Consider the following 19,852-nt stretch of genomic DNA (forward strand, 5'->3'; position numbering starts at 1 on the left):
ACGCCACCACTATGACACACCCCGGCACCCAAACCTCTACCTCCAAGACCTCGCCTGCCCGCTACGCAGCTGTGGTAGCTCTTGCCGCCGCCTTGCTGGCAGCACCTGCCCTGCCCGCCTACGACCTGCCCGCCCTGCACGCCGCTGAGGCAAGCGCAGAAACAGCCTCTGCCAAGAAAACCGTGGAGGTTACCTCCTTCCTTAACGAAGATGGGACTGTCACCATCACCGGTAGCGGTTGGACGTCCTCCGCCGAGGGACGCGGCGCTGTGGTTGCCTTCAAATGGGACGGGGGAGCGGTCATCAACAAGGAGCTACCCTCTGACCCGCTCACCGGTGAACCCCGCACCGATGAACGTTTTCGAAACGTTAACTTCTACACCATTGCCAACCCTGATGGCACTTTTGAGATCACAGCTGAGCTGCCCTCTGAGGCCAATAGCAATGCCAGTGATGCAGACTGGGCAGCCGGTAGTGAGCACACGCTCACCGCCCTTGCCGGTTCCCTAGCTGAGGGGGACTCTGCGGGTAACTCGACCGCGAGCTTCACCGTCCCCAACGGCACTGCCGATGATATAGAAACCTGGCCCCTGCTGGAGGCTGAGGGCGCAACCGTGCGGATTCAGCCCTTTGAGACGGGGGAGGGCGCCAAACTTCGCCTCATCGGTGAAGGCTGGACCCACAGCACACAGGGTGGCTCCACCGTCTCCATCAAGCTCGAATACTTGGACGGCGACACCGTACGCCAGTACGAACGCACCGACTCCGCTATTAGCGACTACTTGACCTCCAAGGGCCGGGCAGCAGATTCCACTAGCTGGGTGCTCCTTATGCCCGAGGCAGACCGTGTCCAGGAGAATCAGGGACTCTACACCATTGGCGAGGACGGTAGCTTCGACATCACTGTGGATGCCCCCGAGGGACTTAAAAATGCTGCTACCGGCGACTACCTGGCTGTCTTTGCCCAGTCCGGCCGCAACGCGGATGGGGATACCTCCCGCAGCGCCCGCTCAACCCCCGTACCCATCAACGGCGTGGCAGGCAGCCTTCCCGAAAAAGAGGACGATGGTACCGTCTGCACCACCGATGTCAGTGCCCCCACCATGCGCATCGCCAATCCCACTGTTGCAAGGGGCGAAAAACTGCACCTGATCGGCAGCGGCTGGTGCAATACCGAGAACACTCGTGCTACCACCATCGCCGTCAAAATTGATGAGGGCAAAATTTCGCATCTGGCAGCCAACGCCGTGCACTCCAATCGCACCATCTGGGCGATTATCAAACCTGACCCCGCTACCGGCGAGATTGACTACTACCTGGACCTACCAGATGGTACCGACGGCACCAGTGCACCTGCCCTGGGGGAGGGCGCCCACTCATTGCGCCTACTCTCCGGCTCTCTCAACGCCGGGGACCGCTCCGTTACCTACGGCGGTGTAGGTGTTCTTGACTTCACCATTGGTCAGTATTCACCCAATGCGTTGCCTGATACCGTCAGCGACTCTGACCTTTCCGACTCAGCCCGTAACGGGGTAGAGGTAACTCGTGTAGGGCAGGAGGTTACTGTACGCGTCCCGGGCGGTCAGCCCGGCCAGTGGGTTATCGCCACCCCCTACCTGAGTGGCTCTGTACGCTCCGCCTACGGTTCAGGCTGGAAACAGCTAGATAGTAACCGCTCTCTCAGCTACACTCTGCCGGATACCATGGCAGGCGGTAGCTACAAACTCGCGGTCCAGAACGGCGAACAGGGCGCTGTGGGCGACCTATTGGGCTGGGCGCCCCTCACTGTTGAAACTGTGAGTTCGCTTCAGAACATAGCTGCTGGTGTTACACAGAACGCTTTGCCAGCTCCTTATAGGCAAGATGCACAGACAAATCCTTCTACCAGCCAAACTGTGCAGGTCCCCTACACCGCGCCCGCTACTGTCACTAACACAGTTCGTCGTGTAGCCGGGCAAGCACCTGCGACCGCCCTTTCCCAGGCGACAGCTGCTCAGATAGATTCAGGTCACAAGACAACCCCTAGTGCAGAAGAGCCTACTGCCTCAGCCAACACAACCTCTAATGCCGCTTCAAATGAACCCTCCCCAACAGGGGACACAGCAAGTTCTAACCCCCTGACTACCGCTAGAGAAGTGGAAGAAAGTGCAAGCAGCTGGGTATCGCAGACCCTCACCCCCAATAACCTGCTTCTGGTAGGAGCCGCAGGAATTGTCCTAGCCCTTGCTCTCACCTCCAAAAAATCTGCCGCCAAACCCAAAAACACTCAGCCTAAAACCAGGAGAATATAGTGCACACCCTCACCCTCCGCGCCTGGATACTTAGCTTCACAGGTATCTTTACCCTACTTCTGTTTACTCTCGCACCAGCCCTGGCACTGCCACCAGGAGGCGCCGCCACCTCTAACACCCCGGGCACACACTCCAGCGTCTCGCTAACGAGTCTTAAAGCCGGTGATACCCTCAGCTTCACCCTTACAGGATTCCCCGCCAATGAGCAGGTTTACATCAAAATTGATGACGGGAACGCCTGCCCCTCTGACGCTGCCCAGGGTGCCTGCGTTGTCCACCAGCAGAAAATTGATGCTAACGGCAGCGTCAACGGATCCTTTGTACTACCTACCGACCTTGCCGAGGGGGAGCACACCCTACGCTTTCTGGCAACAGAAATCAAAAAAGACTCTTCCGGCAACCAAATTGGTACATCAGGCTACTCTAACCAGAGCCCCGTCTTCACCATCACCGGCGTGAATGCCGACTCCCAGGGGGCTAGCTACACCAACGTAGATTCAGCAATCATCAACCAAATCGAGCAGGACGTGGCCAATAACTCTGCCGGTGATTCCGCCGATGAGTCCGGAGCGACCGTTGTTGTCGAAAATGAGAGAGAAGTCTACCTGGATGCTTCAGGCAATGAGATCAGCAAAGAAGAATACGATGCTCTAGTAGCAGCCGCTCACACCAACCAGACTTCCACCGGGGCCAAGAACGGTACCGAGGACGAGGCAGAAAGCACCGCCTCAGCCAGCGCCAGCCAGCAGACCAAGAGCAGTGCCTCTGCTACTGCCACAGCCAGCGCAAAAGCTTCAGCTACTGCGTCCGCCAGCCAGGAAGACGGCGTTACCACCGAAGCAGCCTCCGTCGACAGGCAGAGCAACGTTCCCTGGGCCGGAATCGTAGCCTTTGCCGCTGCCCTGGTAGCTGCCGGAATTATCGTCTGGCGCCGCCGCTCAGCCTAGCCCCACCACTCTATCCGGCGGGCAGCCTATTATAGGCACCCACCGGATACCCACGCCCACATCCCCTACACACACCCACCAGCGACCCCGGAGTAGACCGTGCCCAACCCGCCCGTCAGAGACAGCGCCCGCACCCGGCGCCGCCTACTCTGGCTTGCCCTCTTCGCGCTCCTGGCAGTTACTGCCCTGGTGCTCTCCATTCGCTTCGGCTCCAACCCGATCCCCGGACACCAGGTCTGGGCGGCACTCGCCGGCGGGGCAGACCCCGGTGTGAACACCATCATCTGGGACCAGCGCCTACCCCGCACCACCCTGGGTGCCCTCTGCGGTGCGTCCCTTGCCGTAGCCGGCTCCCTGATGCAGTCTCTTACCCGCAACCCTCTGGCAGAACCCGGGCTACTCGGCATCAATGCCGGAGCCTCCGTTGCCGTGGTTTTCTCGGTCATCCTTTTTGGGGTTATCGGTATAGCGGGCTACATGGCAGCGGCCTCCATCGGTGCAGCGATCACTTGTATTGCCGTCTACCTACTCGGACGCGGAAAAAGCGGTTCCATGGTCAAACTCGCGCTCGCAGGTGTTGCTATCTCCGCTGCTCTCTCATCGGTCAACCAGGCACTGATTCTCGCTAACGCTGATGCCTACAACGAGTTCCGCTTCTGGGCAGCAGGCTCCCTCGAAGCTCGAACCTTTGACACCGTACTCGCCGTCTTCCCCATCATGCTTCTGGGTCTGGCGCTCGCCGCCTGGGTCTGCCCCGCTATCAACGCCCTGGGCGCCGGTGAAGAAGCCGCCATAGCCCTGGGTATTAACCTTAAACGTACCCAGTTGCTCACCCTGCTCGCTGTCACCCTACTCGCCGGTACTACTACCGCAGCTATAGGGCCCATCTCCTTCGTCGGCCTCGCCGTTCCCTTCATCGTGCGGGCCCTACTCGGCAATGACGTTCGCTGGGTTACCACCGGCTCCCTCATCCTAGGGCCTGCCTGGCTCCTGGGAGCAGACGTCCTCGCCCGCACCATCATCGCCCCCGAAGAAACCCACGTTGGTATCATCGCAACCCTGGTCGGTGCGCCCCTCTTTGTTGCCCTCATGGCCCGCAGGAAGGTAGTAGCTCTCTCATGACAACCTACCGTAGCCTCCCACCCCTCAGCATTACCCGTGACCTCGCTGGTCGCCGCTGCCTCACCCTTTGGGCAGGAATCCGTGCCCAAGTTCCCCTGCGACTCACCGCCTACAATCTCACCATCATCGCCCTCATCCTCACGCTTGGAATCTGGGCCATGACTCGGGGCGACTACCCCCTTACACCCACCCAGGTCGTGCAGGCTATCTTTGGCGAAGGCACCAAACTCGGCATCTACTTCGTTACCGAAGTGCGTGCCCCGCGCATCATAGCCGCCCTGCTCGTCGGCGCAGCCCTTGGGCTTTCCGGCTCCATCTTCCAAACCATCTCCGGAAATGCCCTCGGATCTCCAGACATCATCGGCTTTACCTACGGGGCAGCCACCGGAGCCCTCATCAACATCATTGCCTTCAACGCAGGCCCCACCGGCATAGCTGTCGGCGCGGTTACCGGTGGACTTGCCACCTCCCTTCTGGTCTATCTCCTCACCCGCCACACCGGTCTCCAAGGCTTCCGCCTCGTCCTCATCGGCATTGGCGTGGGCTCCACTCTCTCCGCCATCAACTCCCTACTGGTCGTCCGTGCCTCCCTCACCCAGGCACAAACCGCTGCCAGCTGGCTGGCAGGCTCCCTCAACACCATGAACTGGACTAAAACCGGCAGCCTCGCCCTTGCGCTCCTCATTCTCTTACCCCTCCTACTTGCCATGGCACGCCCCCTCACCTCTCTCCGCTTCGGTGACGCCGTCTCCGCAGGTCTGGGCGTTCGAGTCAGTTCTCTGCGTATCGGTTCCCTCTTTATCGGTGTCCTCCTTGTCTCCCTCGCCACCGCCACCACAGGCCCTCTCGCCTTCGTCGCGCTCGCCGCCCCCCACATTGCCAAAACCATCACCCGAGCCAGCGGCACAGCCCTTGGCTCTTCCGCCCTCACAGGTGCCCTCCTGGTACTCAGCTCAGACCTCATCGGCCAGTATGCCCTACCCACCACCCTCCAAGTCGGTGTCGTCACCGGTGCCCTCGGCGGCATTTACCTCATCTACCTCATCGCCACAGAACGGAAAAACTAGCCATGGAATCTACGACGAGACTCACCGCCCACGGTATTACCGTCGGCTATGGTGACCGTAAGGTGCTAGACACCATCGACTTCTCCCTGCTCGAAGGCGAACTTACCGTTATCCTCGGCCCTAACGCCTGTGGAAAATCCACTCTGCTCAAGGCCCTTGCCCGCGTCAATCCTGTACGCACCGGAGAAATCAGGCTCGATGGCAGGCCTCTACCCGGCATGAAGTCCAAGGACATCGCCAAAATCCTTGCCATGCTCCCACAAACCCCCGATGCACCCTCCGGCGTCACGGTTGCGGACGTTGTCGCCCGCGGCCGCTACCCCCACCAGTCCCTACTGCGTTCTTGGAGCCCCGAGGACGATGCCGCCTGCACCGAGGCAATGACCGCCGCCAACGTCCTGGAACTTGCCGACCGTCCCATCGAAGCCCTCTCCGGTGGCCAGCGCCAGCGCGTCTGGATCGCCATGACCCTTGCCCAGCAGACCCCGTTGATTCTGCTGGATGAACCCACCACCTACCTGGATATTACCCACCAGCTAGAGGTACTCAACCTCACCCGAAAGCTCCACCGTGCCGGGCACACCGTTGCCGTGGTGCTGCACGACCTCAACCTCGCCTTCCGCTACGCCACCCATGTGGTGCTCATGAAAGATGGTGAGATTCTTGCCCAGGGGCGCCCGGCGGACATCGTGACCGAGGAGATTATCCGGCAGGTCTTTGACGTGGACTCCAAGATTATTGCCGACCCCTGCTCCGGCACACCCCTGGTGATTCCCCGCGTTGAAGAGGACGCGCTCTAATGGCTACCGAACACCTGCAAGCCCAGCTACTGCGCACTCCACCCAAGATCTCGCGCCCCACGCCCGCCCCGCGCACCTGCTCCTATGGGCTAAGTCAGCTACGGGCGCGCTACCGGGGGCAGGAACTAGAAGGGGCTATCGAAGCCTGGGCAGAAAAAGGAACGCCCGTTCTTGAAACGGTGGACGGCGATGGAAACCTCCTGCCTGCCAACCAGCGCACCGTCACCTTCCTCTGGCACGACGCTGGTGCCGAAGAGGTGCTTATCTTCGTCAACCGCCTCACCGACGAAAAGAACCTCGCCAGCTCCCTGCTAGAGAACATCGACGGAACCGACTACTGGGCCATTAGCTACCGCATGGCAACAACCTGGCGTGCCTCCTACTGCTTTATACCCGCCTACCCCGGACAACCCCGCCCTTGGATGGACGCTGATAACCAGGTGCAGCTGCGCGCCGCCCTGGACGCAGGCTTTGGTGACCCCACCAACCCTGCCACCTGTCTCAACCGGGCGGGCACCGTCATGGGGCTGGTTGCGTTACCCGACGCCCCACCCCAGCCCTACAGCCTGGACGCTACCACCTGCCAAAGCCAGGAGCCAGCGCGCTGGCTTACCCACGGTGAACGCACCTACACCGTGCATGCCCTGGGGCAGAGCAAAAACCCCCTGCCCACCGTCATTTTCTTTGACGGCGAGGTCTGGGAGGCTATGGGGCTACCCGCCTCCCTGGCAGCGGCCCACCGGGACGGCATACTTCCCGACCTTCAGGCAGTTTTCCTGCACTCCGGTGGGCGTCTAACCCGCTGGGCGGAGCTGGATGGAAGCGCTCCCGTTGCCGACTATCTGGCAGATGACCTGCTCCCAGCACTGCACACTCGGGGGGAGCTGGCAGAAACCACCGGGGTTACCCTGGTGGGGCAGTCGCTGGGCGGGCTCTCTGCCCTGCTTGCCAGTGTCCACCGCCCGGAGGTCTTTACCTCCGTCATTTCGTCCTCCGCCTCGCTCTGGCAACCGGTCCTTGCCAATGCCCTCACCGCGCTGGCTAAGACAGGCGACCAGCAACGACTTGCCCACCTGCACTGGCAGATTGAGGTGGGCGAACAGGAATGGGTGCTTCTCCCCCCGCACGAAGAACTGCGAGCGCAACTGGCAGATTTCCCCCTGAAACTGACCTACAGCATCTACAACGGCGGCCATGATTACGCCTGCTGGCGCGGCTCCATCATTGACGCCCTAGCCCGTCTTCGTACCCGCTAGAAAGGAGAAACCGTGCTCACCTACAGTTCCCAACGCACACCTCTTGAATCAACCCCTCTCATTCCTGAAGCCTTTGCTGCTCGCTACCGTGAACTCGGCTACTGGGTGGAGGAAACTATCCCGGACTTCTTACTTTCTGCCTGCCGTAGTCATGCAGACAGGCAGGGACTAGTAGCACTTGCACACTCTCTGCCGGGCAAGGACGGTAAACCCGGGCAGGTGCGCTGGACCTATGGTGAACTAGCCCGCTATGCTACCGCCGCTGCTCGCAGGCTCAGTGAGGCCGGTGTGGGTCCTGGCGACCGGGTGTTGCTCCAGCTCCCCAATACTGCTGAGTACCTGGTCTACCTGCTGGGTATTTTTTGGGCGGGTGCCCTGCCGGTCTTCTGCCTACCGCAGCACCGGCAGAAGGAACTGGCGCATTTTGCACGGCGGACCGACGCGGCAGCACACGTTTTCTCGACGGCTACCGGTGGCGCTGATTTTGCTGCCCTCTATGAAACCTATGCCGGTGAGCTGGTGGGGGAGGGGCTGGTACCTCCGGTGGTGGTGGACGTTGCCGAACCCCTGGAACCGGCAGAGCAGCCCCTGGAGGCTCCCGTTGCCGTCGTACGCACCGGGGAGTCTGACCGACCCAGCGAACAGGTTGCCTTCCTGCAGCTCTCCGGTGGTACCACCGGGGTGTCCAAGCTGATTCCCCGCACCCACGCCGCCTACCTCTACTCGGTGCGGGAGTCCGCCCGTATCTGCGGGCTGACCGAAGATACCCGCATGCTGGTGGTGCTCCCCGCCGCCCACAACTTCACCATGAGCTCGCCGGGTATTTTGGGTGCCTTCCATGCAGGTGCCTCCCTGGTCTTTGCCGCTGATCCTAGCCCGCAGACCGCCTTTAGCCTGATTGAGGCAGAACAGGTCACCTTTGCCGCCCTGGTGCCCCCGCTTGCCCAGGCATGGATAGCCTCCGCCGAGCGTCGAGCCCCCAATCTTGCCAGCCTTTCCACCGTGCAGGTGGGCGGCGCTAAACTCCTGCCCGCCGTTGCCGCCCGTATCCAGCCGGTGCTGGGTGCCCACCTCCAACAGGTTTTCGGTATGGCAGAGGGGCTGGTGAATTACACCCGCGCCGGTGATCCCCAAGAAACAGTGCTGACTACCCAGGGAACCCCCATCAGCCCTGATGACGAGATTCGTGTGGTGGACGACTACGACCGCGATGTATCTGAGGGTCAGAGCGGGCACCTGCTCACACGAGGCCCCTACACGATTCGAGGCTACTACCGGGAGGATCGAGCCAACCGGGACGGATTCACCGAGGACGGCTTCTACCGCACCGGAGATATTGTGAAGGTACACCCCGGCGGGCACATCGAAGTGACCGGCAGAGCAAAGGACCAAATTAACCGCAATGGCGAAAAAATAGCTGTGGATGAGATTGAAGACCTGGCGCTAACCCACCCCGGTATTCACGACGCTGTTGCCCTGGGTATTCCTGATAAGACGGTGGGGGAGCGCGTCGCCCTGGTGGTTGTTCCAGCCCCCGGCACTAGCTTTACCAACCCCCGCCGGGAACTGCACGACTTCTTCACCGCCGCCGGTCTTGCCGCCTACAAGATACCTGAAAGGGTGGAGGTCTACTCGAGCCTGCCGGTTACCAACATCGGCAAAATATCGCGCCGGGAACTGCGCGAGCAGCTACTCACCCACCTGAAAAAACAGCCCTAATCCAAGGAGAAACCCATGATTGCAGAAGCAACCCTGCGCCCCATTCTTGCCCGCTACATCAGCGAGGCAGACTCCCTGCAGGAGGCATTTGCCAGCCCCGAGACTGACCTCTTTACCCTGGGGCTGGACTCCATGGGCGCCTTTGCCCTGCTCGATGATCTTGCCGCCGAAGGCTACAGCGTCGAGTTCACCGACCTCATCGCCAACCCCACCGTCAGCTTCCTCACCGGCTCAGCCCGCTAACGGAAAGGCTCCACCGTGCCCCTGCCCCTCACTTCTAGTGCCTGTGGTATCTTCTTCGCCCAGCAGCTTGACCCCGCCAACTCCTGCTACAACACGGCAGAGGTCCTAGAGGCCGGCGCGGACGTTGACCCCCTGCTCATGCGTAAGGCACTGGAACAGGTCTACGCTGAGAACGAGGGGCTGCGGGTGCGTAGCTATGCAGATGGTGCACAGCCCGTGTGGGAGGTACTGGACCCGGAGGATTTTAGGAACCTGAACCCTGCCTTCCCGGAGGCTGTGCTGACGGGGCAGGGAAACCAGGAGCCTGCAGGGCAGGGACTACCTACCATCGTGCGTGCCTGGGCTGAGGAACTCACCGCCCTGCCCCTGGACCTGTCTACCGGGCAGACCGTACGCTCAGCCTATGTGCGCTGGGGCGGGCGGCTTTGGTTCTACCACGGAGTGCACCACCTGGTGGCAGACGGCTTTGCCGCCTTCAATGCCCTGGGCAGGGTAGCTGCGCTCTACCGCCAGCTGGCGGCGGGGCAGGAGGTAAGCGCCCAGCCCCGTGCCACCCTGGCAGAGCTGGTGGAGGCGGACGCCCAGAACACCGAGCTAGCCCAGGGGCAGGAAGCCAGCTGGCAGGAGCAAACCCTGCCGCCCCAGGTGCTGGCAACCCTCACCGCTGAGGAAGCAGATAGTACCTCCCCGCTGGTGCTTTCCCAACCGGATACCTCCCTGGCGGGCAGAACAGCCCAGCCCTCCCCGCGCGCCCACCGCCGTTCCCTGCCGATTAGCCCCGACCTTCAAACCCGCCTACTGGCCGCCGCCCAAGCCCACGGCGTGCACTGGCCCCACCTCTTTACCGCCGCCACCGGCTCCTACCTCGCGCGAATGAGCGGCAAACCCTACGCCCAGTGTGGTCTGCCCCAGATGAACCGGCTCCTGCCCGGTAGCCAGCGCCCCTACGGCGCGGTTGCCGCCCGCACCGCTTGCACCGCCGTCAACGTCCTACCGGTAGCTGTGCCGGGCACCGGTCCCATTGCCGACGCACTCAGCGCGGTCTCTAGCCAGTTCACCCGCAACCAGAACCTCGCCCTCACCCGCCACGAAACCCTAGAACGCCACGCCGAGCAGACGGGTGGCAGACTCTTTGGCGCCCACATCAATGTGGTGCCCTTCGACGCGGTGCTCCCCCTGGGAGAGAGCACCGCTACCATTTACAACATCTCCGCCGGGCCCGTGGCAGACATGACCTTCTGCGCTCGCGGAATCCCAGGGCGCGGCAACCCCATCAGCCTGGAAGTGGACGGCAACCCCGCCCTCTACACCGGGCAGGAGGTCGCTGACCACTGCCTGCGCCTGCTCACCTGGCTCGAAAAATGGGCACAGGAGGCAGCTTGTGGGCAGGACGCTACCCTGGACGCCCTGGGTGCCGCTACTGACGCAGAGCTAGCAGCCCTGGAAAGGCTCAACCGCACCGAACACCCGGTAGAGTACGCCACCCTGCTGAGTCGCTTTAGGGAGCAGGTAGAAAAAACCCCAGACGCTCTTGCCCTGCTGGCGCCGGCTGAATCAAACGGCGCTATAGACAGGGAGCAGGAAGCGGCACCGGACTTCTCTGTGCACCTGACCTACCGCCAGCTCGATGAACGCGCCCGCCAGCTGGCAGGCACTCTACTGACAGAGGGGCTGGAACCCGGTGCCAGGGTGGGTCTGCGGGCTGAACGGGGTAGCGCCCAGTTTGAGCTACTCTACGCCCTGCTCTATGCCGGGGCGGTCTATGTGCCACTCTCCTCGGAGCTCCCCGATACCCGAATCGGATCAATGGTGCAGGACGCAAACATCAGCCTGATTCTCAACGGCCCCGGCATTGAATCGCTTGCCGAAGAAACCGGTGCCCGTCAGCTGGCCTGGGAGGAGCTAAGCACCCGCCCCGCCAGCCTGCAAGAAGCGGGTGCCTACCCCGGTGCCAGCACTGCGCTGGATGATACCGCCTACGTTCTCTTTACCTCCGGCTCTACCGGTAGACCCAAGGGTGTTGCCGTCAGTCACCGTGCCCTGGATAACCGTCTACGCTGGCAGCAGTCGCAGATACCGGTGGGTGAGGGCGACCGGGTACTCCACAAGACCGCTATCTCCTTTGATGTGCATGTCTGGGAACTCTATTGGCCCCTGCAGGAGGGCGCGGCGGTGGTGGTTGCCGCCCCCGGAGGGCACCGAGACCCCGCCTACCTAGCCCGGGTCCTTGTCGAGCAAGCCATTACCTGCCTGCATTTTGTACCCACCATGCTCTCTGCCTTCCTCACCAGCCCTGCCGCCGGCCGTCAGCTCAGCGGGCAGAACCTGGCACTGCGCTACCTGGTCTGTAGTGGCGAAGCCCTACACAGTGAGCAGGTGTCAGGCTGCCACCGCCTCACCGGCGTCTACCCGCTTAACCTCTATGGCCCCACCGAGGCAGCCATTGACGTCACCTACTGGGACACCGCCCACCAGCCCGACCGTAGCCCGGTCCCCATCGGCTACCCAGTCTGGAACACCACCCTGCATATCCTAGACCGTGCCGGGCACCCCCTACCCGCCGGAACACCCGGTGAACTTTATTTAGGCGGGGTACAACTTGCCCAGGGCTATGAGAACAATCCCGAGGCTAACACCCGTGCCTTCCACACCATTCGGTGCCAGCGGCTCTACTGCACCGGCGACATTGCCAGCCTGAACCCGGACGGCACCCTCGCCTACCGGGGGCGCACCGACCACCAGGTCAAGATCCGCGGCCAACGTCTAGAACTGGGTGATATCGATACCGTCCTCGCCGCCCTTCCTGGGGTAAGTTCGGCTGTTACTCTAGCCCTACCGGCTCCCGGCGGAGAGCTACGTCTTGCTGGATTCCTCGAAACAGCCCAGCCCGAAGAGGATGCCGTGAAGCTTGCCCGTGAAGCCTGCGCTTCCTCGCTGCCAGATTACATGGTGCCCACCCTCTGGGCGGTCTACCCCGCCTTTCCCCTGGGCACCAGTGGCAAGGCAGATAGGAAAGTACTCGCCAGCCACCCCTTTACTGCTGAACCAGGTGAGCCAGACGCCCCCACCAGCCTACGCGTCCAGGAACTCTGCCAGGTTTTTGCCGAAGCCCTCAACCTCGCAGAGTACGGGGCAGACCTCAACTTCTTTGACGCCGGTGGCAACTCCCTTGCAGCCCTCCGCCTGGTTGCCCTGCTCGATACCAGGCTGGGTCTAGAGTGCAGCCTGGCTAAAGTCTTTACCGCCCCCGCCCCCAGTCTGCTTGCCCATCAGCTCACAGACGACACCCAGAGTGAGACAGCGCCCCTGCTCACCCTGCGCGAGCACCGGGCACCGGACGCTCCCGCCTACCTCTTCCTCCCACCCGCCGGCGGCCTGGGCTGGTGCTATGCCCCCTACCTCGCCCACCTGCCAGAGACCAGCGGTGTCTATACCCTCCAAGCAGAACAGTTCGACAGCCCAGATACCCCCTGGCCCGGTACCCTCAATGAACTGGCACGCACCTACGCCGATCATTGTGAGCACCTACCCACCCGCACCCTTGTTCTCCTGGGCTGGTCCGTGGGTGGTACCGCTGCACCCCTGCTCACCGCAGAACTCACCAGCCGGGGCTTCACCGTCCTCCAAACCGTACTGCTCGACGCCTACCCACCCGTCCAATGGCAAGGGTTACCGGAACCCAGCGAGGCAGAGACCTACCGCGCCCTGGTGCGCATGGCGGGGATAGAACCCGAAACAGACCCGGGTCTACCCGGTGCCCTTACTCTCCTGCGCGGTAGCGGTTCGGCGCTCGCCGCCCTGGATGAGCGGCACCTTGCCACCCTCATTGCCTCCATGCGGGCTTCTGCCACCATGATGAGGAACGCCGAGATCAGCCCTGTTTCAAGTCCTCTGCTCTCTGTGAGCGTGCCCCACCCGGAGCAACCGACGCTGGACGTCGCTGCCTGGGAGCCCCTTGCGTCAGCAGGATTTACAAGCGTCGAGATAGCCGGGGCTCACCCGGATCTGGTGCGGGCTGAAAGGCTCGGGGAGTTTATACGAAACATCGTCAATAAATAAGATAAGAAAAAGTTTCGTAATAGGCGGTGTTTTCTTGATATTAAGGGTTACTTAACTGGATAATCAGTGATGGCACACAAAAAGGTTAAAGGCCTCCCACACTGAGGTCTGGAGCCGTGACACACCTAATTCTCTAAGGAAGTAGTTCCATGACTATCCCCGCCTCCCCGAAGACCAAGCGCTTCGCCGCTGTGGCAGGCACCGCCGCCATCCTCGCCAGTGGCTTCACCGCAGTCCCCGCGGCTTTCGCCGCCGAAACCGCAGACTCCACCGGTGACGCCTGCATGTACCGCCCCGTCTCTGTCACCGCCACCCAGACCCAGGGCCTACCCGGCCAGTACATGGGTGGCTACTCCGCCAAGAACAACGTCCTGTGGGCAACCAGCTCCAGCGGTCGTCCGCCCATCATGACCTCCACCCTTGCCAAGATCGACCCCGCCACCATGCAGGTGCTCAACACCGTTGGTCTGAACACCGCAGACTACTCACCCCGCGGCTGGGATCAGGAAACCCCCGCAGGTAAGCAGGTCGCAGGTGCCTACGGCGTGGGCGTGGACGACGCCAACAACCTGGTCTGGGTGACCAACACCCGCACCAACTCTGTTACCGCCTTCGATCAGACCACCATGAAGAAGGTCTTCTCCACCCTGGATCAGCCCGAGGGTGAGCGCGTGGAAATCCCCCACCCCCGCGAGGTGCGCATTGCTAACGGCAAGGTGTTCGTTGGTGTGCAGGGTGGCCTGGTGGTCTTTGACGCTGCCACCCAGGACTACATCACCACCGTTGCCTTCTCTGAGGCAGACGGCCGTAAGACCTCTGTCATGAACTTCGCGCTGGATGAGGCTAATGGCCTGGGTTACTTCCCCACCTTTGGCACCAACCAGCTCACCGTGGTTGACCTCAACACACTGCAGATCAAAACCGATATCACCGTAACTCTTCAGGGTAATGATGACACCGTGGGCCTGGTACCCTCAGACGTCACCTTCGATAACTCCCTCAACGAGCTCTACGTTTCTAGCCAGGGTACCGACGGCAAGAACGCCGGTGTAGGTATCTACGACAAGACCACCGGCGCCTTCAAGAAGTTCATTGACTTCGGCACCCAGGGCCTAGCAATCACCTCGGATGAAGACCAGGATCTGCTCTACGCCACCGACTACAAGACCGGCGCCTACTATGTCATCGATGGGCGCACCCACAACATCGCAGCAACCGTCAACCGTACCCAGGGTGACGGCATGGGCGGTAATGACGTGATTGTCACCCCGCACGGCGTCTTCGGTCTGGGACGTTCCTCCGTATACGAGAACGTAGAGGTTCCCTTCACCCTTGACTACAAGACCGGCCAGTACAAGACCAGCTTCACCGAAATTAAGGGGCTAACCAATACCGCCGCTGAAGGTCAGCCCGCCAACTGGGTCGAGGCGGATCCCAGCCCCATCAACGCCAACGTCATCACCAAGTTCACTGCTGTGGCGGGTGAGGCAGTAGCCGTGGCTCCGACCGTAGGTGATGAGGTCATCAACTCCTTCGAGGGGGAGGCGAAGGACGGCGCCAAGCTGGTTATCACCAATGTCACCGAGGGCGGCACCATGACGCTCACCGGCACCGGCTTCGAGCACCCCGACGGCACCGGTTCGGTACTGGGCGTCCTGCTCGACGACCGCGGCACCTCCTACAAGGACCAGGAGGGTGGCGTATCTGCCACCATTGAGGCAGACGCAGACGGTAACTTCTCTGTTACCCTGCCCGTACCCACCGCTGAGAACGCAAACCAGGCATGGGTAGAGGGCTCAGCTCACCGCGTCCGCGTGCTCTCCGGTTCCCTCAAGGACGGCGATACCGCCCGCACCCTGCCCATCGAGGTGACTGTTGCGGCTGCACCGGCAGGCTCCTGCGAAGCTCCCACTTCCGTCTCTGTAGACCCCACTCTGGTTGCTTTCCAGGGCTACGGCACCTTTGTTGACTCGGCAACCGGTCTGGATATTGTGGAGCCCACCCCTGCTCCCACCGAGCCTGTAGTTCCCGCTCCCACCGCTGAGCCGACTTCCTCTGCCGCCCCCACTGCTGCACCTAGCTCAGCTCCCTCAGCTGACGCCAGCGAGAGCGCTGCTCCCAGCGCCTCAGCAGATGACAAGGGCTCTAAGGACGCCGCCCCCAGCGCTTCTGCCTCATCTAGCGATGCTGCAGTAGCTAACAACGGTGGAAACACCGGCTCCAGCAACGCAACCTCCGGCAAGAAGAGCCTTGCCCACACCGGCGTTAGCGTAGCTGCCATCTTTGGTGTTGGCGCTGCTGCCCTTGCCATCGGTGGCGTGATGGTAGCCCGCCGCCGCCAGGCATAGGCAGGTTCTACCGCCGCACCACCACCGGAACTGATGCCGGGATAGGGGAGCGGGGTGAAAGCAACCTTTGCGTTGCTTTCACCCCGCTTTTCTGCCTGCTGGCACCGGGGTGTCTGTGCCCCGAAACACCTGCTATTCCGCAGAAGAGAGTGACTAAGCACTCTGTTGTTGATCAAATCCCTATGGTAGAGTTATAGGTCTGTGCGAGATATCTTCCCGCACAACCACGGATTTTTTCGTGCCACAACATAATGCCGCTATACCGCGGGGTTCGCCCGCTCCATGCGGGTCTAGATGTTCGGGGCATGACCAAATCCCAGGCGTGTCCGCCAACTCTCCTCGAAATCATCGGTGGTAGAGACCGGCGCGTCAACATCCCGTAGAAATGTTCCGCAAGGCTGGCTCACAAAATACCGTGTGTCGGAACCGGCGAGACGACAGGAGAAATATGATTCAGCAGGAGTCACGACTCAAGGTTGCTGACAACACCGGTGCGAAGGAAATCCTGACCATCCGTGTTCTCGGTGGCTCAAAGCGTCGTTACGCAGGCATTGGCGACATCATCGTCGCAACCGTCAAGGACGCAATCCCCGGCGGTACCGTAAAGAAGGGCGACGTTGTTAAGGCAGTAGTCGTCCGCACCAAGAAGGAAGTACGTCGTCCCGACGGCTCCTACATCAAGTTCGACGAGAACTCAGCAGTAATTCTCAAGAACACCGATGGTGACCCCCGTGGCACACGTATCTTCGGACCTGTTGGCCGCGAACTGCGCGACAAGAAGTTCATGAAGATCATTTCACTTGCTCCGGAGGTGCTCTAACTCATGGCTAAGATCAAGTCTGGCGACCTGGTACAGGTTATTTCAGGTGCAGATAAGGGTAAGCAGGGCAAGGTTCTGAAGGTATTCCCCAAGACCGAGCGCGTGCTGGTTGAAGGCGTTAAGATCGTCACCAAGCACAACAAGGCTAACCCCATGACCGGCGAAGCTGGCGGCATCGAAAAGGTTGAGGCACCGATTCACGTTTCAAACGTTGCAATCGTTGATCCCGAGACCAAGAAGCCGACCCGCGTTGGTTACCGCCTCGAGACCGTAGAGCGCAATGGCAAGGAACGCACCGTTCGCGTTCGCGTTGCCAAGAGCTCGGGTAAGGACATCTAATGACCGAAGCAAAGATTACCCCTCGTTTCAAGACTAAGTTCAACGAAGTAGTCACCCCCGCCCTGCAGGAAGAGTTCAAGTACGAGAACGTCATGCAGGCACCGAAGATCGTTAAGGTCGTCGTTAACATGGGTGTTGGTGAAGCTGCTAAGGACGCGAAGCTCATGGATGGTGCCATCCGCGACCTCACCGCTATCACCGGTCAGAAGCCGCTCGTTACCCGCGCGAAGAAGTCCATCGCACAGTTCAAGTTGCGTGAAGGTCAGCCCATCGGCGCACACGTCACCCTCCGTGGCGATCGCATGTGGGAATTCCTCGACCGCCTCGTCACCCTGGCACTTCCCCGTATCCGCGACTTCCGCGGCCTCTCGGACCGCCAGTTCGACGGTAACGGTAACTACACCTTCGGTTTGACCGAACAGTCAATGTTCCACGAAATCGATCAGGACTCAATCGATCGCGTACGTGGTATGGACATCACCGTAGTAACCACCGCAAAGACCGACGATGAAGGCCGTGCGCTTCTGAAGGCACTCGGCTTCCCGTTCAAGACCCAGTAACGACTACGTTATAGGTCCGCACCGAATCACGGTGAGGAAACCATAACGAGGAAGGGCTCAGCCCACCATGACTATGACAGATCCTGTCGCAGATATGCTGACCCGTTTGCGCAACGCAAACTCAGCACATCACGACACCGTGTCAATGCCTTACTCCAAGCTCAAGGCTCGCATCGCCGAGATCCTCAAGGCTGAAGGCTACATCGCTGACTTCAAGGAAGAGGAAGCAAAGGTCGGTAAGACCCTCACCCTCGAACTGAAGTTCGGCCCCTCACGTGAGCGCTCCATTGTAGGCGTTCGCCGAATTTCCAAGCCGGGTCTGCGTGTATACGCAAAGTCCACCAACCTGCCCCAGGTACACGGTGGCCTCGGCATCGCAATCCTGTCAACCTCTTCAGGTCTGCTCACTGACAAGCAGGCTGCGAAGAAGGGTGTTGGCGGCGAAGTCGTCGCTTACATCTGGTAGTCGGTAGAAGAGAAAGGAAGAAGAATGTCACGTATTGGACGTCTCCCCATCTCGGTTCCTGCCGGCGTTGAGGTAAAGATCGACGGCAACGTAGTTGCTGTTAAGGGTGCAAAGGGCGAGCTGACCCACGAGGTCGCAGCTCCCATCACCGTTGCACTCGAAGACGGTGTTGTCACCGTTTCCCGCCCGAACGATGAGCGTGCATCACGTTCACTGCACGGCCTGACCCGCACCCTGATTCAGAACATGATCATCGGTGTTACCGAGGGCTACTCCAAGAAGCTCGAAATCGTTGGTACCGGTTACCGCGTAACCGCTAAGGGTTCCGACCTCGAGTTCGCACTTGGCTACTCACACCCCATCACCATCGAAGCACCCGAGGGTATCACCTTCGCTGTTGAGGGCGCTAACAAGCTGACCGTTTCCGGTATCAGCAAGCAGCAGGTAGGCCAGGTAGCCGCTAACATCCGCGGTCTGCGCAAGCCCGATCCCTACAAGGGTAAGGGTGTTCGCTACGAAGGCGAGCAGATCCGTCGCAAGGTCGGAAAGGCTGGTAAGTAACAATGGCTGTAAAGACTAAGTCAGCACAGCGCGCACGCCGTCACGCACGCGTCCGCAAGTACGTTTCAGGCACCGCAGCACGCCCCCGCCTGTCCGTCACCCGCTCAGCTCGTCACATGTTCGTTCAGGTCATCGATGACACCAAGGGTCTGACCCTGGCATCAGCTTCCACCATGGAAGCAGACCTGCGCGCAGCAGAGCTTGACAAGACCGCTAAGGCAAAGCGCGTTGGCGAACTCGTCGCCGAGCGTGCCAAGGCAGCAGGCATCGAAGCAGTTGTCTTCGACCGCGGTGGTAACAAGTACCACGGCCGTGTCGCAGCAGTTGCAGAAGGCGCACGCGAAGGAGGTCTGGCACTCTAATGAGCGAGCAGACTGTAAACGAAAAGGAAACTCAGGTGACTGAAGCAACCGCAGAAGCTACCGCTGAAACCTCCGAAAAGCGCGAAGCCCGCCGTAACGAGCGCGGCGAACGCCGCGGCAACCGCGGTGAGCGCCGCAACAACCGCGGCCGCGAAGAAGAGAAGGACAAGTTCATCGAGCGCGTTGTCACCATCAACCGCGTCTCCAAGGTCGTCAAGGGTGGTCGTCGTTTCAGCTTCACCGCACTCGTCGTTGTTGGTGACGGTAACGGTATGGTTGGCGTTGGCTACGGCAAGGCGAAGGAAGTTCCCGCAGCTATCTCAAAGGGTGTTGAAGAAGCAAAGAAGAACTTCTTCCGCGTACCCCGCGTTGAAGGCCGCACCATTCCTCACCGCGTTCAGGGTGAAGCAGCAGCAGGCGTAGTTATGCTCCGCCCCGCTACCGCTGGTACCGGTGTTATCGCTGGTGGTCCCGTTCGTGCCGTACTTGAGGCAGCAGGCATCCACGATGTTCTGTCCAAGTCACTCGGTTCATCGAACCAGATTAACATTGTCCACGCGACCATCGAAGCACTGCGTCAGCTCGAAGAGCCCGTAGCAGTTGCTGCACGCCGTGGTCTTCCCCAGGACGAGGTTATCCCCGGCTTCCTGCGTGTCGCTCAGTCTGAAAAGGCAGGTGCGTAATGACCGGTAAGCGTATTCAGCCCAGCGACGCAAAGCTGGAAATCACCCAGATCAAGTCCTACGTCGGTGAAAAGCAGAACATGCGCGACACCCTCCGTTCCCTGGGCCTCAAGCGCCCCGGCAACAAGGTTGTTCGCACTGCTGACCCCGTCACCTGCGGCATGATCAACACCGTAGCTCACCTGGTTCAGGTTGAGGAGGTCAAGTAA

The 19,852-nt window shown here is 60.9% G+C and carries 18 protein-coding genes; all 18 read left to right on the forward strand.

Annotated features, from left to right (window positions below; translation table 11 throughout):
- Positions 1–11 precede the first annotated feature (11 nt).
- The 18 genes from QM007_RS02960 (at position 12) to rpmD (ending at position 19,852) form a co-directional block, all read left to right on the forward strand.
- A complete protein-coding gene (locus QM007_RS02960) occupies positions 12–2,291 on the forward strand; it encodes a hypothetical protein (protein ID WP_283490487.1) in 2,280 nt (759 codons plus the stop codon).
- On the forward strand, positions 2,291–3,238 hold the full coding sequence (locus QM007_RS02965) for a plasmid partitioning protein (RefSeq protein WP_283490488.1): 948 nt from the start codon (positions 2,291–2,293) through the stop codon (positions 3,236–3,238). The genes QM007_RS02960 and QM007_RS02965 overlap by 1 nt, the downstream gene beginning before the upstream one ends.
- A gap of 99 nt (positions 3,239–3,337) precedes the next feature.
- Positions 3,338–4,360 (forward strand): FecCD family ABC transporter permease, encoded by a 1,023-nt coding sequence (locus tag QM007_RS02970; protein WP_283490489.1) that lies wholly within the window; start codon positions 3,338–3,340, stop codon positions 4,358–4,360.
- Positions 4,357–5,427, forward strand: coding sequence for a FecCD family ABC transporter permease (locus QM007_RS02975; protein WP_283490490.1), 1,071 nt, complete (start codon positions 4,357–4,359; stop codon positions 5,425–5,427). The genes QM007_RS02970 and QM007_RS02975 overlap by 4 nt, the downstream gene beginning before the upstream one ends.
- A gap of 2 nt (positions 5,428–5,429) precedes the next feature.
- Positions 5,430–6,227 carry an ABC transporter ATP-binding protein gene (locus QM007_RS02980; RefSeq protein ID WP_283490491.1) on the forward strand — a complete coding sequence of 266 codons (798 nt, stop codon included), beginning with the start codon at positions 5,430–5,432 and terminating at the stop codon, positions 6,225–6,227.
- Positions 6,227–7,483, forward strand: coding sequence for an enterochelin esterase domain-containing protein (locus QM007_RS02985; RefSeq protein WP_283490492.1), 1,257 nt, complete (start codon positions 6,227–6,229; stop codon positions 7,481–7,483). Before QM007_RS02980 ends, QM007_RS02985 begins: the two co-directional genes overlap by 1 nt.
- A 12-nt stretch (positions 7,484–7,495) precedes the next feature.
- Positions 7,496–9,202 carry a (2,3-dihydroxybenzoyl)adenylate synthase gene (locus tag QM007_RS02990; protein WP_283490493.1) on the forward strand — a complete coding sequence of 569 codons (1,707 nt, stop codon included), beginning with the start codon at positions 7,496–7,498 and terminating at the stop codon, positions 9,200–9,202.
- A 15-nt stretch (positions 9,203–9,217) separates the two neighbouring features.
- Positions 9,218–9,445 (forward strand): phosphopantetheine-binding protein, encoded by a 228-nt coding sequence (locus QM007_RS02995; protein ID WP_283490494.1) that lies wholly within the window; start codon positions 9,218–9,220, stop codon positions 9,443–9,445.
- Between the two features lie 15 nt (positions 9,446–9,460).
- Positions 9,461–13,504, forward strand: coding sequence for a non-ribosomal peptide synthetase (locus tag QM007_RS03000; RefSeq protein WP_283490495.1), 4,044 nt, complete (start codon positions 9,461–9,463; stop codon positions 13,502–13,504).
- Positions 13,505–13,653: 149 nt separating this feature from the next.
- Positions 13,654–15,852, forward strand: coding sequence for a YncE family protein (locus QM007_RS03005; protein ID WP_283490496.1), 2,199 nt, complete (start codon positions 13,654–13,656; stop codon positions 15,850–15,852).
- Between the two features lie 448 nt (positions 15,853–16,300).
- Complete coding sequence (rplN, locus tag QM007_RS03010) at positions 16,301–16,672, forward strand: 50S ribosomal protein L14 (protein WP_135013742.1); 372 nt, start codon at positions 16,301–16,303, stop codon at positions 16,670–16,672.
- Between the two features lie 3 nt (positions 16,673–16,675).
- Positions 16,676–17,011 (forward strand): 50S ribosomal protein L24, encoded by a 336-nt coding sequence (rplX, locus tag QM007_RS03015; protein WP_185174282.1) that lies wholly within the window; start codon positions 16,676–16,678, stop codon positions 17,009–17,011.
- Positions 17,011–17,571 (forward strand): 50S ribosomal protein L5, encoded by a 561-nt coding sequence (gene rplE, locus QM007_RS03020; protein ID WP_135013744.1) that lies wholly within the window; start codon positions 17,011–17,013, stop codon positions 17,569–17,571. Before rplX ends, rplE begins: the two co-directional genes overlap by 1 nt.
- A gap of 67 nt (positions 17,572–17,638) precedes the next feature.
- Positions 17,639–18,037 carry a 30S ribosomal protein S8 gene (gene rpsH / locus QM007_RS03025; RefSeq protein ID WP_135013745.1) on the forward strand — a complete coding sequence of 133 codons (399 nt, stop codon included), beginning with the start codon at positions 17,639–17,641 and terminating at the stop codon, positions 18,035–18,037.
- A gap of 24 nt (positions 18,038–18,061) precedes the next feature.
- Positions 18,062–18,598: a 50S ribosomal protein L6 gene (gene rplF, locus QM007_RS03030; protein WP_185174283.1), complete on the forward strand. Its 537-nt coding sequence runs from the start codon at positions 18,062–18,064 to the stop codon at positions 18,596–18,598.
- Positions 18,599–18,600: 2 nt separating this feature from the next.
- The gene (rplR, locus tag QM007_RS03035; RefSeq protein ID WP_135013747.1) at positions 18,601–18,960 is read left to right on the forward strand and encodes a 50S ribosomal protein L18; all 360 of its coding nucleotides are present in this window, start codon (positions 18,601–18,603) and stop codon (positions 18,958–18,960) included.
- Positions 18,960–19,643, forward strand: coding sequence for a 30S ribosomal protein S5 (rpsE, locus tag QM007_RS03040; RefSeq protein ID WP_135013748.1), 684 nt, complete (start codon positions 18,960–18,962; stop codon positions 19,641–19,643). Before rplR ends, rpsE begins: the two co-directional genes overlap by 1 nt.
- Complete coding sequence (gene rpmD / locus QM007_RS03045) at positions 19,643–19,852, forward strand: 50S ribosomal protein L30 (RefSeq protein WP_135013749.1); 210 nt, start codon at positions 19,643–19,645, stop codon at positions 19,850–19,852. The genes rpsE and rpmD overlap by 1 nt, the downstream gene beginning before the upstream one ends.

The organism is Rothia sp. SD9660Na, from assembly GCF_030064065.1.
Lineage (GTDB): Bacteria > Actinomycetota > Actinomycetes > Actinomycetales > Micrococcaceae > Rothia.

Bases quoted from the DNA above. Each gene is read 5' to 3' on its own strand.
- QM007_RS02995 (WP_283490494.1), top strand. From the start codon at position 9,218: ATGATTGCAGAAGCAACCCTGCGCCCCATTCTTGCCCGCTACATCAGC.
- QM007_RS02960 (WP_283490487.1), top strand. From the start codon at position 12: ATGACACACCCCGGCACCCAAACCTCTACCTCCAAGACCTCGCCTGCC.
- rplN (WP_135013742.1), top strand. From the start codon at position 16,301: ATGATTCAGCAGGAGTCACGACTCAAGGTTGCTGACAACACCGGTGCG.
- rplX (WP_185174282.1), top strand. From the start codon at position 16,676: ATGGCTAAGATCAAGTCTGGCGACCTGGTACAGGTTATTTCAGGTGCA.
- rplE (WP_135013744.1), top strand. From the start codon at position 17,011: ATGACCGAAGCAAAGATTACCCCTCGTTTCAAGACTAAGTTCAACGAA.
- QM007_RS02985 (WP_283490492.1), top strand. From the start codon at position 6,227: ATGGCTACCGAACACCTGCAAGCCCAGCTACTGCGCACTCCACCCAAG.
- rpsH (WP_135013745.1), top strand. From the start codon at position 17,639: ATGACTATGACAGATCCTGTCGCAGATATGCTGACCCGTTTGCGCAAC.
- rpsE (WP_135013748.1), top strand. From the start codon at position 18,960: ATGAGCGAGCAGACTGTAAACGAAAAGGAAACTCAGGTGACTGAAGCA.
- QM007_RS02975 (WP_283490490.1), top strand. From the start codon at position 4,357: ATGACAACCTACCGTAGCCTCCCACCCCTCAGCATTACCCGTGACCTC.
- rplR (WP_135013747.1), top strand. From the start codon at position 18,601: ATGGCTGTAAAGACTAAGTCAGCACAGCGCGCACGCCGTCACGCACGC.
- rplF (WP_185174283.1), top strand. From the start codon at position 18,062: ATGTCACGTATTGGACGTCTCCCCATCTCGGTTCCTGCCGGCGTTGAG.
- QM007_RS03005 (WP_283490496.1), top strand. From the start codon at position 13,654: ATGACTATCCCCGCCTCCCCGAAGACCAAGCGCTTCGCCGCTGTGGCA.
- QM007_RS02980 (WP_283490491.1), top strand. From the start codon at position 5,430: ATGGAATCTACGACGAGACTCACCGCCCACGGTATTACCGTCGGCTAT.
- rpmD (WP_135013749.1), top strand. From the start codon at position 19,643: ATGACCGGTAAGCGTATTCAGCCCAGCGACGCAAAGCTGGAAATCACC.